The organism is Paenibacillus sp. (genome assembly GCF_035645195.1).
Taxonomy (GTDB): Bacteria; Bacillota; Bacilli; order Paenibacillales; family YIM-B00363; genus Paenibacillus_AE.
Map to the genome: position 1 here is coordinate 14,670 of NZ_DASQNA010000036.1, position 12,226 is coordinate 26,895.

Below are 12,226 nucleotides of genomic sequence, written 5' to 3' on the forward strand. Positions count from 1 at the left end.
ACTGAATTAACATTTCGTCAGAATCTCGTATCCGTCTTCCGTGATCGCGATCGTGTGCTCGAAATGCGCGCACAGCGAGCCATCCACGGTCACGACGGTCCAATTGTCCGACAGCGTTCTGACGTAGCGCTCCCCAACGTTGACCATCGGTTCGATCGCTAGCGTCATGCCCGGCTTCAGCCGAGGTCCGCGGTTCGGCAGCCCGTAATTCGGAATTTGCGGTTCTTCGTGCAAATTCGTACCGATGCCGTGCCCGACGTACTCTCGGACGATCGAGAAGCCAGCGTCTTCCACAACCTTCTGTATCGCATGGGAGATATCGTACAGCCTAGCATTCGGCTTCGCTTGCTCGAGGCCTGCGTAGAGCGACGCTTCCGTCACCTGCAGCAGCCTCGCCGCCGTGTCGGAAATCGTCCCTACGGGATACGTCCAAGCCGAATCGCCATGATACCCCTCGTACTTCGCTCCGACGTCGATACTGATGATATCGCCGTCTTGGAGCATGCGGTCCGCGCTCGGAATGCCGTGCACGAGCTGCTCGTTGACCGAAGTGCATATGCTTGCAGGAAAGTCGTTATAGCCTTTGAAAGATGGCACAGCCTTCTGGCTGCGGATATACCGATCGGCGATGTCGTTGAGCTCCGCCGTCGTCACCCCCGGTCGAATCGCCTGGGCTAACAAACGGTGGGTCTCCGCCACGATGCGCCCCGCTTCACGCAGTACCCCGAGTTCCGCCTGGGACTTGCAAATGATCATTACCCCTGGCCTCGCAACAGGCGGCGAAGTTCCGCAGTTACTTCGTCGATGTCCCGCTCGCCGTTCAGTTCGCGCAGCAAGCTTTTCTCTTCGTAGTAAGCGAGCAGCGGTGCCGTTTTGTTCGTGTATTCGTCCAAACGCGTGCCGACTTTCTCCTCCGTGTCGTCAGAGCGCTGATACAGCTCGCCGCCGCACTTGTCGCACACGCCCGGCTTCGCCGGCGGATTGAAGAGCTCGTGATACGTAGCTCCGCAAGAGCGGCAAATCCGGCGTCCCGTCAGGCGCGCCAGCAGCAAACCGCGGTCGACCTTCAGGTTGATGACATGGTCGATCTTCGTGCCGAGCGACTTCAGAATGTCGTCCAGCGCTTCCGCTTGCGAGATCGTCCGCGGAAAGCCGTCCAACATGAAGCCGTTCTTGCAATCGTCCTGCTGGAGGCGTTCGCGCACGATGCCGATCGTAACTTCATCGGGCACGAGCAGCCCGGCGTCGACGAATTCCTTCGCCTTCACCCCGAGCGGCGTGCCCTGCTTCATGGCTGCGCGGAACGCGTCGCCGGTCGAAATGTGAGGAATCTTGAATTCCTCGACGATTCGTTCGGCTTGCGTTCCTTTGCCCGCTCCGGGCGGGCCCATAAGAATCAAATTCATGCCGCGCTTCTCCCCTGATCTCTTAGCGGTTGATGAAGCCCTTGTAATGGCGCTTGATCAACTGGCTTTCGATTTGCTTCATCGTCTCGAGCGCAACGCCGACGACGATGAGAAGGCTCGTTCCGCCGACCGTCACCGTATTCGGGAGCCCCGCCAGGCTGCCGAAGAATACCGGCAGGATGGAAACGAGGGCCAGGAAGATGGCGCCGGAAAGCGTAATGCGCGAGATGACTTTCGTTAAATAGTTCGACGTCGTAATCCCCGGACGAATGCCAGGAATGTAGCCGCCGTTTTTCTTCATGTTATCGGCCATTTGCACCGGGTTGATCTGCACGAACGTGTAGAAGAAGGTGAAGCCGATAATCAGAAGGACGTACAATACCATGCCGAGCGGCGCCGTATAGTACGTGTTGGTGATAATCCAATCCGCGACCGGGTTGCCCGTGAAGAAGCTCGCGATCGTGTATGGGAACAACAGCAGCGATAACGCGAAGATAACCGGGATGACACCCGCCGCGTTTACCTTCAGCGGAATGTGCGTCGATTGTCCGCCGTACATCTTGCGGCCGACGACGCGCTTCGCGTACTGTACCGGAATTTTCCGTATGCCCTGCTGAACGAAAATGACGCCGACAATAATCGCGACAACGACCAACACGATTATGACGACCTTCAGAATGTTCAAGAACAAGGCGCTTTCGACCGCATTCAAGAACAATGTCTGGTAAATTTGCTGAATGACCGTAGGAATCGCGGCGATGATGCCGGCAAAGATCAAAATGGAGATCCCGTTGCCGATTCCCTTCTCGGTAATCTGCTCGCCCAGCCACATTAAGAATGCGGTGCCCGCCGTCAAGACGATCGCAATCAGCGTGTAGGTCGCGAAGCTGACGTCGATGACGAGACCGGGGAACAGGTTATTGAACCCGATGGACATGCTATAGGCCTGGAACAAACCGAGCACGATGGTGCCGTAGCGCGTAATCTGCGCCAGCTTTCTTCTGCCGACTTCGCCTTCCTTCGCCCATTGAGCGAAACGCGGAATGACGTCCATCGACAGCAGCTGCACGATGATGGAAGCCGTAATGTACGGCATGATCCCCATCGCGAAGATCGAAAACTGGAACAGCGCGCCGCCGGAGAACGTGTTCATGAGGCCGAACACGCCCTGCGAGTTCTGAAGATCGGCGGCCGTCAGTGCGTCGAGATTGATGTTCGGCACCGGAATGAAGGCGCCGAGCCGATAGATGATCAAGATCCCGAGCGTGAACAAGATGCGGTTCCGCAGCTCGGTCACCTTCCAAATGTTCTGCACGGTCGTCAGCATTAGATCACCTCGGTCGTTCCGCCCGCTGCGGTAATTTTCTCAACCGCAGATTTGGAGAACTTGTTCGCCTTCACCGACAGTTTCACGGTCAAGTCGCCTTCACCGAGAATCTTGATGCCGGCCAGCGGGTTCTTGATGATGCCGGAATTGATCAGGATCTCCGGCGTCACTTCCGTACCATCGGCAAAACCGCTCAACTGGTCGAGGTTCACAATCGCGTACTCCTTGCGGAACGGGTTGTTGAAACCGCGTTTCGGCAAGCGGCGATACAATGGGTTCTGACCGCCTTCGAAGCCGGGGCGTACGCCGCCGCCGGAACGCGCGTTCTGACCTTTGTGACCTCGTGTCGACGTTTTGCCCATGCCGCTGCCGACGCCGCGGCCAACGCGCTTGCGCGTTTGACGCGAACCCGGTGCCGGTTGCAGTTCGTGGATTTTCATCGTCGCACCTCCTTCATAATGTTCCAAACCGTAAGAGAATCTTTCCTGACCGGGTCGGTATTCCGAGCGGAACGCCGTACCCGAATCGGCGAAGATTACTCGACTTCTTTTACATCTACCAAGTGTATCACTTTGTTGACCATTCCGCGAATGGCCGGATTGTCGTTATGAACGACCGACTGGTGCATCTTGCGAAGCCCCAGCGTCCGGACCGTTACGCGCTGGTCTTCCGGACGACCGATCAAGCTGCGCTTGAGGGTGATCTGTAATTTCGTCACGAAACGTCCCCTCCTCGTTATCGAAGTAGCTCTTCGACCGTCTTGCCGCGGAGCTTCGCCACATCTTCGGCGCGCTTCAAACGGGACAGGCCTTCGAGCGTAGCGTTGACCATATTCATCGAGTTGGAGGAACCGAGCGATTTCGTCAGAATGTCGCCGACGCCTGCAAGCTCAAGCACGGCGCGAACCGGGCCGCCGGCGATTACGCCGGTACCTTCGGAAGCCGGCTTCAGGAGCACTTGGCCAGCGCCGAACTTGCCAACAACCAGATGCGGAATCGAAGTTCCGACGAGCGGTACTTTGATAAGATGCTTCTTTGCGTCTTCGATGCCTTTGCGGATCGCGTCCGGCACTTCCGCCGCTTTGCCGATTCCGGCGCCGACATGGCCTTGGCCGTCGCCAACGACGACGAGCGCGCTGAAGCTGAACCGGCGTCCGCCTTTAACGACTTTCGCGACGCGATTGATTGTAACGACTTTCTCCGTCAATTCGCCAACTGTATTCGGATCAATGCGCAAGCATAACCCTCCTTGTTTGTAAGATTAGAAATCCAGGCCTGCTTCGCGTGCTGCGTCCGCAAGCGCTTGGATCCGGCCGTGGTACAAGTACCCGCCGCGATCGAACACTACGTTCTTCAAGCCCTTCTCTTGCGCGCGCTTCGCGATCAGTTCTCCGACCTTGCGAGCCGCTTCGACGTTGCCGCCGTTGCCTACGCCTTCCAATTCCTTGTCGAGCGTCGATGCAGCAACCAGCGTTACGCCTTTCACGTCATCGATAATTTGAGCGTAAATGTGCTTCGACGAACGGAACACGTTCAAACGAGGACGCTCCGCCGTACCGGTGATTTTCTTACGAACCCGGAAGTGACGCACTTTACGGATCTGATTTTTATCGCCTTTCGTAATCATGAGCTGTTGTTCACTCCTTCCCTGCGTAATGCGTCGCTCTTAAGCGGCGCTGGGGCGATGATTACTTCTTCTTGCCGCCCGCTTTACCTTCCTTACGAAGGATGCGTTCGTTTTCGTATTTGATGCCTTTGCCTTTGTACGGCTCAGGCTCGCGTACCGAGCGAACTTTCGCTGCGTATGCGCCGACGAGTTCTTTGTCGATGCCGCGAACGATGATGCGGTTTTGCGCCGGAACTTCGAATTCTACGCCTTCCGGTACGATTTCAACCGGGTGCGAGTAACCTACGTTCAGGACGAGCTTGTCGCCAGTCTTGTTGGCACGGTAACCTACGCCGACGAGTTCAAGCGTCTTAGCGTAGCCTTCCGTAACGCCCATCACCATGTTGGCGATGACGCTGCGGGTCGTGCCGTGCAGGGAGCGATGAAGCTTATGATCGGAAGGACGTTCAACGATAATCTCGTTTTCCGCCACGGAAACTTTCATATCTTTATGCAATTCGCGGGACAACGTGCCTTTCGGGCCCTTCACCGTGATCGTACGGTTGTCGAGGGTGACCGTCACGCCGTTCGGAACTGCAATCGGTTTGCGTCCAATACGGGACATCTTGCGTTACACCTCCGTTTCTTGTGTTGCTGAATTACCAAACGTAGCAGATCACTTCTCCGCCGCTCTTCGATTGACGAGCGGCTTTGTCCGTCATCAAACCTTTGGACGTCGAGATGATCGCGATACCCAAACCGCCGAGAACGCGCGGCAGCTCGTTCGACTTCGCGTACACGCGAAGGCCCGGCTTGCTGATGCGCTTCAGACCGGTGATAACGCGCTCGTTGTTCTGGCCGTATTTCAGGAACAGGCGAATGATCCCCTGTTTGTTGTCGTTAACGTATTCCGCATCGCGGACGAAGCCTTCTTGCTTGAGGATTTCGGCGATTTCGCGCTTAATCTTCGAGGCAGGAATTTCTACCGTCTCGTGACGAACCGTGTTTGCGTTGCGAATGCGCGTAAGCATATCTGCAATCGGATCGGTCATAACCATGAATCACGTACCTCCTTCCCTCGTCAGGGTTCTATTACCAGCTGGCCTTTTTCACGCCGGGAATTTGTCCTTTGTAAGCCAATTCACGGAAACAAATACGGCAAATGCGGAATTTCCGCAGCACGGAGTGCGGCCGTCCGCAGCGTTCGCAGCGGGTGTATGCTTGCACCTTGAATTTCGGTGCGCGTTGCTGCTTTACTTTCATCGAAGTTTTTGCCACTTGCTTGTTTCACCTCCGTTTGAATGGAGCTAAGGGCTTTATTTAACGAACGGCATCCCCATTTGGGCGAGCAGTTCGCGAGATTCTTCGTCCGTCTTCGCCGTCGTGACGATGACGATGTCCATGCCGCGTACTTTGTCGACCTTATCGTACTCGATTTCCGGGAAGATCAACTGTTCTTTCAGACCCAGCGTGTAGTTGCCGCGGCCGTCGAACGCTTTCGAGGACACGCCGCGGAAGTCGCGGACGCGCGGAAGCGCGATGTTGAACAGTTTATCCAAGAAGTAGTACATCCGCTCGCCGCGGAGCGTCACTTTCACGCCGATCGGCATGCCTTCGCGGAGCTTGAAGCCTGCGATGGATTTCTTGGCTTTCGTGATGACCGGCTTCTGACCAGCGATCGTCTGCATTTCCTCGGCTGCGGCGTCGAGCAGCTTCGCGTTGCCCGCTGCATCGCCTACGCCCATGTTGATGACGACCTTCTCGATCTTCGGCACTTGCATGACGGATTTATAGTTGAACTTCTGCAGTAATGCAGGAGTCACTTCGTTCAGGTATTTCTCTTTTAATCTTGCTGCCATGGATGCATTGCCCTCCTTCCTGCGCAGGGTTATTTGTCGATGGCTTCGCCGGATTTCTTGGCGATGCGCACTTTCTTGCCGTTTTCAAGTACTTTGTACCCGATCCGCGTCGGCTTGCCGCTCTTCGGATCGATATGCATAACGTTCGAAACGTGAATCGGCGCTTCTTGCTCGATGATGCCGCCCTGCGGGTTGTTCGGGTTCGGCTTCGTGTGCTTCTTCACCATGTTCACGCCTTCTACGAGGACGCGATTTTCGCGCGGGTACGCTGCGATAATGCGGCCCTTCTTGCCTTTGTCCTTGCCGGTAATGACGATAACCGTATCGTCTTTCTTGACATGAAGCTTATTGTTATGGTCTTCGAGGACCTTCTTCAGTCTAGGCATGTTTTACACCTCCTGTGTTCCGGGTTGAGATCGATTCCGTACGAACTCCGAAATTAGATAACTTCTGGAGCGAGAGATACGATCTTCATGAAATCGCGGTCGCGAAGTTCGCGAGCCACCGGTCCGAAAATACGCGTGCCGCGCGGGCTCTTATCTTCCTTGACGATAACGGCTGCGTTCTCGTCGAACGAGATGTAGGAGCCGTCTTTCCGGCGCGCGCCGCGCACCGTGCGGACGATTACCGCCTTCACGACGTCGCCCTTCTTAACAACGCCACCAGGTGTTGCTTCTTTGACGGAACATACGATCAGATCGCCGATATGCGCCGCGCGACGGCCCGTACCGCCCAATACGCGGATACACATGAGCTCCTTCGCCCCGGAGTTGTCGGCTACTTTCAAACGGCTAAATGGTTGGATCACGTTGTGCCCTCCTTTCGCATGCGTTCAGGCCGCTGAGGCCGAATTAGACGATAACCGCTTTTTCGACGATTTCCACGAGTCTCCAACGCTTATCTTTCGACAGCGGGCGAGTCTCCATAATGCGAACCGTATCGCCGATTTGCGCTTCATTGTTTTCGTCGTGCGCTTTGAATTTCTTCGTGTACTTGATGCGTTTATGATAAAGCTCGTGCTTCTTGTACGTTTCAACGGCGACGACGATCGTTTTGTCCATCTTGTCGCTGACGACTTTGCCGATCTGCTCTTTCCGAAGGTTACGTTCAGTCACTGCAAGGCCTCCTCTCGATTAAGATCCGATCCCGAGTTCACGTTCGCGCAAAACCGTCTTCGCGCGAGCGATTTCTTTGCGCACTTCACGAATCCGGGTTGGGTTATCCAGTTGGCCGGTTGCCAGTTGAAAGCGGAGGTTGAACAACTCTTCTTTATAACCTGCGACTTTTTGCTCGATCTCGGCAGTGGTCAAGTTGCGAAGTTCATTAGCTTTCATTTGCTTCACCACCCAGTTCTTCGCGCTTCACAAACTTCGTCTTGATCGGAAGCTTGTGCGACGCGAGTCTCATAGCCTCGCGAGCGATCTCTTCGCTCACCCCAGCCAGTTCAAACAAAATCTTGCCAGGCTTCACGACGGAAACCCACTTCTCTACGTTACCTTTACCGCTACCCATCCGGACTTCAAGCGGCTTTTGGGTAATCGGCTTGGAAGGGAAAATTTTGATCCATACTTTACCGCCCCGCTTGATATAACGGGTCATCGCGATACGAGCAGCCTCGATTTGGCGGTTCGTGATCCACGCCGGCTCGAGCGCCTGCAAACCGTACTCGCCGAATGCGATTTCCGTACCGCCTTTCGCACGGCCTTTCATGCTGCCGCGCTGCTCTTTGCGGTATTTGACGCGTTTAGGAAGTAACATGGTTTATTGCTCTCCTTCCTTTTTCGTTCTCCGCTTTGCAGCAGGCAGAACTTCACCGCGGTAGATCCAGACTTTTACGCCGATGCGGCCGTAAGTCGTGTGCGCTTCCGCCGTGCCGTAGTCGATGTCCGCGCGCAGCGTGTGCAGCGGAACCGTACCTTCGCTGTAGCCTTCCGTACGGGCGATTTCCGCGCCGCCGAGGCGACCGCTGACCGACGTCTTGATACCCTTCGCGCCTGCGCGGAGCGTCCGTTGGATCGCTTGCTTCATGGCGCGGCGGAACGAAACGCGGCGCTCAAGCTGCTGCGCGATCGATTCCGCGACGAGGATCGCGTCGAGTTCTGCGTTCTTGATTTCAGCGATGTTGATGTGAACTTTCTTGTCTGTCATCTTCGTAAGCTCGTTGCGGATGACTTCGACTTCTGCGCCGCCTTTGCCGATAACCATACCCGGCTTCGCCGTGTGAATGGTGACGTTGACGCGGTTAGCCGCGCGCTCGATGTCGATGCGGGAGACGGAGCTTTCTTTCAATTTATTTTTGAGGAACTCGCGAATTTTGACATCTTCGATCAGGAGCTTGCCGAAATCCTTGTCGGCGTACCACTTCGATTCCCAATCGCGGATAATGCCGATTCGAAGTCCTACCGGGCTGACTTTTTGACCCACACGTTTCCCTCCTTATAGTTGAATTACTTTTCGCTTACCACGAGCGTAATGTGGCTCGTGCGCTTGAAGATCGAGAACGCTCGGCCTTGCGCGCGCGGCTGGAATCGCTTCATGGTCGGTCCTTCGTTCGCATATGCTTGCGTGATGACCAATTTGTTCGGATCCAAGTTGTAGTTATGCTCTGCATTCGCAATCGCCGAGTTCAAGAGCTTCTCGATCACCGGAGATGCGCCGCGCGGCGTGTGGCGGAGAATGGAGATCGCTTCGCCGACGTTCTTGCCGCGAATCAAATCCAATACCAAACGCGCTTTGCGAGCCGTGATGCGAACATATTTCAAATGTGCTTTCGCTTCCACTGGAAAAGTCCCTCCTTCCAAAATGCCTGCTAACCATAACAGGGGAAAACGATCCGCCGGTTCGGCGTACCCTTTTCCCGCGCTGTCATTTTATCTTCTGCCGGTCTTCTTGTCGTCGTCGGTGTGGCCCTTGTACGTCCGCGTCGGCGCGAATTCGCCGAGCTTGTGGCCAACCATGTCCTCCGTTACGTACACCGGAACGTGCTTGCGGCCGTCGTACACGCCGAACGTGTGACCCACGAATTGCGGGAATACCGTCGAACGGCGGGACCAAGTTTTGATCACGACTTTCTTGCCGGACGCGTTCAACTCGTCGACCTTCTTGAGCAGATAGCCGTCGATGAACGGCCCTTTCTTTAAGCTGCGGCCCATGGATGATCCTCCCTTCCAGGCTTAAGGTGGTTCGCGCTGCGCCGATTACTTCGTGCGGCGGCGAACGATATATTTATCGGATGCTTTGTTCTTCTTCCGAGTCTTAGCGCCGAGCGTCTTCTTACCCCAAGGGGACATCGGCGATTTGCGACCGATCGGAGCGCGGCCTTCGCCGCCGCCGTGCGGGTGATCGTTCGGGTTCATGACGACACCGCGGACGGTCGGGCGCTTGCGCATCCAACGGCTGCGGCCGGCTTTACCGATGTTGATCAACTCGTGGTCTTCGTTGCCTACGGAACCGATCGTCGCGCGGCACACCTTCAAGATGCGGCGCATTTCGCCGGAGGACAAGCGAACGATAACGTACGTGTCTTCCTTACCGAGCAATTGAGCTTCCGTGCCTGCGGCGCGAACCAACTGACCGCCCTTGCCCGGCTTCAACTCGATGTTGTGGATGACCGTACCGACCGGAATGTTTTCCATCGGCAGCGTGTTGCCCACCTTGATGTCCGCATCCGGACCGGAGACGATCACGTCGTCGACCTTCAGACCCTTCGGCGCGAGGATGTAACGCTTCTCGCCGTCCACGTAGTTGATCAACGCGATGTTCGCCGTACGGTTCGGATCGTATTCGATCGTCGCTACGCGTCCAGGAACGCCGTCCTTGTTGCGCTTGAAGTCGATGATCCGATACTTCCGCTTGTGACCGCCGCCGTGATGGCGAGTCGTGATTTTGCCTTGGTTGTTGCGGCCCGCTTTGTTCATGAGCGGCGCGAGCAAGGATTTCTCCGGCTGATCCGTCGTGATTTCCGAGAACGCGTTCACCGTCATCTGACGGCGCGACGCCGTATACGGTTTAAAACTTTTAACTGGCATCTGGTTTCCCTCCTTCTTGTAAGAGTGTTATTCCGCCGTTTCAAAGAACGCGAGTTCTTTGCTGTCCGGGCTCAAGGTAACGATGGCTTTCTTCCATTCGGAAGTATAACCGTTGTAACGGCCGTAACGCTTCGGCTTCGCCGCGACGTTGATCGTGTTCACGCTCGTGACCTTCACTTTGAAGATCTCTTCGATCGCATGCTTGATTTCCGTCTTGTTCACGCGGCGATCGACTTCGAAGACGTACTTCTTGTCTTCCATCAATTCGCTCGTACGCTCCGTGATGATCGGGCGACGGATAATATCGTATGGGCTCTTCATTACGCGAACACCTCCTCGACTTTCTTGGCGGCATCCTTCGTGATGATGAGCTTGTCGTAACCGAGAACGTCGAGCACGTTAATGCCTTCCGCCGAAACGAACTTCGCGTTCGGCAAGTTCCGTACGGACAATGCTACATTATCGTCGTATTCCGCCGTTACCACGAGCGCCTTGCGGTCAACCTTCAGGTTGTTCAGAAGCGCCGTGATTTCTTTCGTCTTCGGAGCCGCGATCGAAAGCGCGTCGAGAACGATGATTTCGTTGTCGAGTACTTTCGAAGACAATGCGGACTTAATCGCCAGACGGCGAACCTTCTTCGGCAGCTTGAATCCGTAGCTGCGCGGAGTCGGTCCGAACACGATACCGCCGCCCTTCCATTGCGGCGAACGGATGGAACCTTGACGCGCGCGGCCCGTGCCTTTTTGTTTCCAAGGCTTGCGACCGCCGCCGCGTACTTCGCTGCGACCTTTCGTCTTGTGCGTGCCGGCGCGCAGGGAAGCCTGCTGCAGCAACACCGCGTCGTGCATGACGTACTTATTCGGCTCGACGCCGAACACCGTATCCGCCAATTCGACTTCGCCCACTTGGGCGCCGCTTACGTTATATAAAGCAACTTTCGGCATGGATGCTCCTCCTTTCTTATTTCTTAACGGCCGAAGCGATCTTCACGTAGCTGTTCTTCGCGCCAGGGATCGAACCGCTGATCAAGAGAACGTTGCGTTCCGTGTCGACTTTCACGACCTTGAGATTTTGCAGCGTAACCGTCTCGTTACCCGTGCGGCCCGCCATCTTCTTCCCCTTCGGTACGCGGTTCGCGTCGCGGTGAATCGCGAGGGAACCTTGACCTCTGTGGTACTTGGAACCGTGGGACATCGGTCCGCGGCTCATGTTCCAACGTTGGATCGCGCCGAGCGTTCCGCGGCCTTTGGAAGTGCCCGTTACGTCAACATACTCGCCTTCCGCGAACAGGTCGGCCGAAACCACCTGGCCAACTTCGTATTGCGACAAGTCGACATCGCGGAATTCTTTAATGTAGCGCTTAGGAGTCGTGCCAGCCTTCTTCACGTGGCCGAGCGCCGGTTTCGTCGTGTTCTTTTCCTTCTTCTCGTCGAAGCCGAGCTGGATCGCGGTATAGCCGTCGTTCTCGCCGTCCTTCTTCTGAAGAACTACGCAAGGACCTGCTTGGATTACCGTTACCGGTACGACGTTGCCGTCTTCCGTGAACACCTGCGTCATGCCCAGTTTCTTTCCTAAGATACCTTTTGTCATGTTGACACCTCTTTTCGTCCTATAAGTAAATGTGGTTTAGCGTTGGTTATGCTTATCTTCGCTCTTGATTAGAGCTTGATTTCGATATCTACACCGGACGGCAAGTCCAAGCGCATCAAAGCGTCGACAGTTTGCGGCGTCGGGTTGACAATGTCGATGAGACGCTTGTGCGTACGCATTTCGAACTGCTCCCGGGAATCCTTGTACTTGTGCACCGCGCGCAAGATCGTGATGATTTGCTTCTCCGTCGGTAACGGAATCGGACCGGACACGCCTGCTCCGGAACGCTTTGCCGTATCGACGATTTTCTCCGCGGACTGGTCAAGAACTCTGTGATCGTACGCCTTCAAACGGATACGAATCTTTTGCTTCGCCATGGTGAAAATCCCTCCTTCTATCGCCCAATTTTGT

General features: G+C 55.7%; 24 protein-coding genes. All 24 read right to left on the reverse strand.

All coding sequences use genetic code 11. The annotated features are described in order from the left end of the window. Positions 1–6: 6 nt before the first annotated feature. The 24 genes from map to rpsJ all read right to left on the reverse strand — a co-directional run bounded on the left by map (position 7) and on the right by rpsJ (position 12,192). Complete coding sequence (gene map, locus VE009_RS19020) at positions 7–756, reverse strand: type I methionyl aminopeptidase (protein WP_325010320.1); 750 nt, start codon at positions 754–756, stop codon at positions 7–9. Next, on the reverse strand, positions 756–1,406 hold the full coding sequence (locus VE009_RS19025; RefSeq protein ID WP_325010322.1) for an adenylate kinase: 651 nt from the start codon (positions 1,404–1,406) through the stop codon (positions 756–758). The genes map and VE009_RS19025 overlap by 1 nt, the downstream gene beginning before the upstream one ends. A 22-nt stretch (positions 1,407–1,428) precedes the next feature. Beyond that, a complete protein-coding gene (gene secY / locus VE009_RS19030) occupies positions 1,429–2,733 on the reverse strand; it encodes a preprotein translocase subunit SecY (RefSeq protein WP_325010324.1) in 1,305 nt (434 codons plus the stop codon). Next, positions 2,733–3,173 carry a 50S ribosomal protein L15 gene (rplO, locus tag VE009_RS19035; RefSeq protein WP_325010326.1) on the reverse strand — a complete coding sequence of 147 codons (441 nt, stop codon included), beginning with the start codon at positions 3,171–3,173 and terminating at the stop codon, positions 2,733–2,735. Before rplO ends, secY begins: the two co-directional genes overlap by 1 nt. Positions 3,174–3,268: 95 nt before the next feature. Next, positions 3,269–3,451, reverse strand: a complete 183-nt coding sequence (gene rpmD / locus VE009_RS19040; protein ID WP_325010328.1) for a 50S ribosomal protein L30 — start codon at positions 3,449–3,451, stop codon at positions 3,269–3,271. A gap of 17 nt (positions 3,452–3,468) precedes the next feature. After that, entirely contained in the window at positions 3,469–3,969 is a 501-nt protein-coding gene (gene rpsE, locus VE009_RS19045; RefSeq protein WP_325010330.1) for a 30S ribosomal protein S5, read from the reverse strand. A 24-nt stretch (positions 3,970–3,993) separates the two neighbouring features. Next, positions 3,994–4,359, reverse strand: coding sequence for a 50S ribosomal protein L18 (gene rplR, locus VE009_RS19050; RefSeq protein ID WP_325010332.1), 366 nt, complete (start codon positions 4,357–4,359; stop codon positions 3,994–3,996). Positions 4,360–4,420: 61 nt separating this feature from the next. Continuing rightward, positions 4,421–4,963: a 50S ribosomal protein L6 gene (rplF, locus tag VE009_RS19055; RefSeq protein ID WP_325010334.1), complete on the reverse strand. Its 543-nt coding sequence runs from the start codon at positions 4,961–4,963 to the stop codon at positions 4,421–4,423. Positions 4,964–4,997: 34 nt separating this feature from the next. Beyond that, positions 4,998–5,396, reverse strand: a complete 399-nt coding sequence (gene rpsH / locus VE009_RS19060; protein ID WP_325010336.1) for a 30S ribosomal protein S8 — start codon at positions 5,394–5,396, stop codon at positions 4,998–5,000. A gap of 34 nt (positions 5,397–5,430) precedes the next feature. Then, entirely contained in the window at positions 5,431–5,616 is a 186-nt protein-coding gene (locus VE009_RS19065; protein ID WP_325010338.1) for a type Z 30S ribosomal protein S14, read from the reverse strand. A 38-nt stretch (positions 5,617–5,654) separates the two neighbouring features. Next, positions 5,655–6,197 carry a 50S ribosomal protein L5 gene (gene rplE, locus VE009_RS19070; RefSeq protein ID WP_325010340.1) on the reverse strand — a complete coding sequence of 181 codons (543 nt, stop codon included), beginning with the start codon at positions 6,195–6,197 and terminating at the stop codon, positions 5,655–5,657. 29 nt (positions 6,198–6,226) lie between these two features. Further along, positions 6,227–6,583, reverse strand: coding sequence for a 50S ribosomal protein L24 (rplX, locus tag VE009_RS19075; protein WP_325010342.1), 357 nt, complete (start codon positions 6,581–6,583; stop codon positions 6,227–6,229). Positions 6,584–6,636: 53 nt separating this feature from the next. After that, positions 6,637–7,005, reverse strand: a complete 369-nt coding sequence (rplN, locus tag VE009_RS19080) for a 50S ribosomal protein L14 (protein WP_138198220.1) — start codon at positions 7,003–7,005, stop codon at positions 6,637–6,639. A 43-nt stretch (positions 7,006–7,048) separates the two neighbouring features. Continuing rightward, positions 7,049–7,312 carry a 30S ribosomal protein S17 gene (gene rpsQ, locus VE009_RS19085; protein WP_325010345.1) on the reverse strand — a complete coding sequence of 88 codons (264 nt, stop codon included), beginning with the start codon at positions 7,310–7,312 and terminating at the stop codon, positions 7,049–7,051. Between the two features lie 18 nt (positions 7,313–7,330). Next, a complete protein-coding gene (gene rpmC, locus VE009_RS19090) occupies positions 7,331–7,531 on the reverse strand; it encodes a 50S ribosomal protein L29 (protein ID WP_325010347.1) in 201 nt (66 codons plus the stop codon). After that, on the reverse strand, positions 7,521–7,955 hold the full coding sequence (gene rplP / locus VE009_RS19095; RefSeq protein WP_325010349.1) for a 50S ribosomal protein L16: 435 nt from the start codon (positions 7,953–7,955) through the stop codon (positions 7,521–7,523). The genes rpmC and rplP overlap by 11 nt, the downstream gene beginning before the upstream one ends. Before the next feature lie 3 nt (positions 7,956–7,958). Further along, positions 7,959–8,621 carry a 30S ribosomal protein S3 gene (gene rpsC / locus VE009_RS19100; RefSeq protein ID WP_325010351.1) on the reverse strand — a complete coding sequence of 221 codons (663 nt, stop codon included), beginning with the start codon at positions 8,619–8,621 and terminating at the stop codon, positions 7,959–7,961. 23 nt (positions 8,622–8,644) lie between these two features. Continuing rightward, a complete protein-coding gene (rplV, locus tag VE009_RS19105) occupies positions 8,645–8,977 on the reverse strand; it encodes a 50S ribosomal protein L22 (protein ID WP_325010353.1) in 333 nt (110 codons plus the stop codon). A gap of 90 nt (positions 8,978–9,067) precedes the next feature. Beyond that, positions 9,068–9,349 carry a 30S ribosomal protein S19 gene (rpsS, locus tag VE009_RS19110; protein WP_325010355.1) on the reverse strand — a complete coding sequence of 94 codons (282 nt, stop codon included), beginning with the start codon at positions 9,347–9,349 and terminating at the stop codon, positions 9,068–9,070. 45 nt (positions 9,350–9,394) lie between these two features. Continuing rightward, entirely contained in the window at positions 9,395–10,225 is an 831-nt protein-coding gene (gene rplB / locus VE009_RS19115; RefSeq protein WP_325010357.1) for a 50S ribosomal protein L2, read from the reverse strand. A 27-nt stretch (positions 10,226–10,252) separates the two neighbouring features. Beyond that, positions 10,253–10,546 (reverse strand): 50S ribosomal protein L23, encoded by a 294-nt coding sequence (gene rplW / locus VE009_RS19120; RefSeq protein WP_325010359.1) that lies wholly within the window; start codon positions 10,544–10,546, stop codon positions 10,253–10,255. After that, positions 10,546–11,169: a 50S ribosomal protein L4 gene (gene rplD / locus VE009_RS19125; protein ID WP_325010361.1), complete on the reverse strand. Its 624-nt coding sequence runs from the start codon at positions 11,167–11,169 to the stop codon at positions 10,546–10,548. Before rplD ends, rplW begins: the two co-directional genes overlap by 1 nt. A 16-nt stretch (positions 11,170–11,185) precedes the next feature. After that, positions 11,186–11,815, reverse strand: coding sequence for a 50S ribosomal protein L3 (gene rplC / locus VE009_RS19130; protein ID WP_325010363.1), 630 nt, complete (start codon positions 11,813–11,815; stop codon positions 11,186–11,188). Between the two features lie 68 nt (positions 11,816–11,883). Continuing rightward, positions 11,884–12,192, reverse strand: a complete 309-nt coding sequence (gene rpsJ, locus VE009_RS19135; RefSeq protein ID WP_013921163.1) for a 30S ribosomal protein S10 — start codon at positions 12,190–12,192, stop codon at positions 11,884–11,886. Positions 12,193–12,226 lie beyond the last annotated feature (34 nt).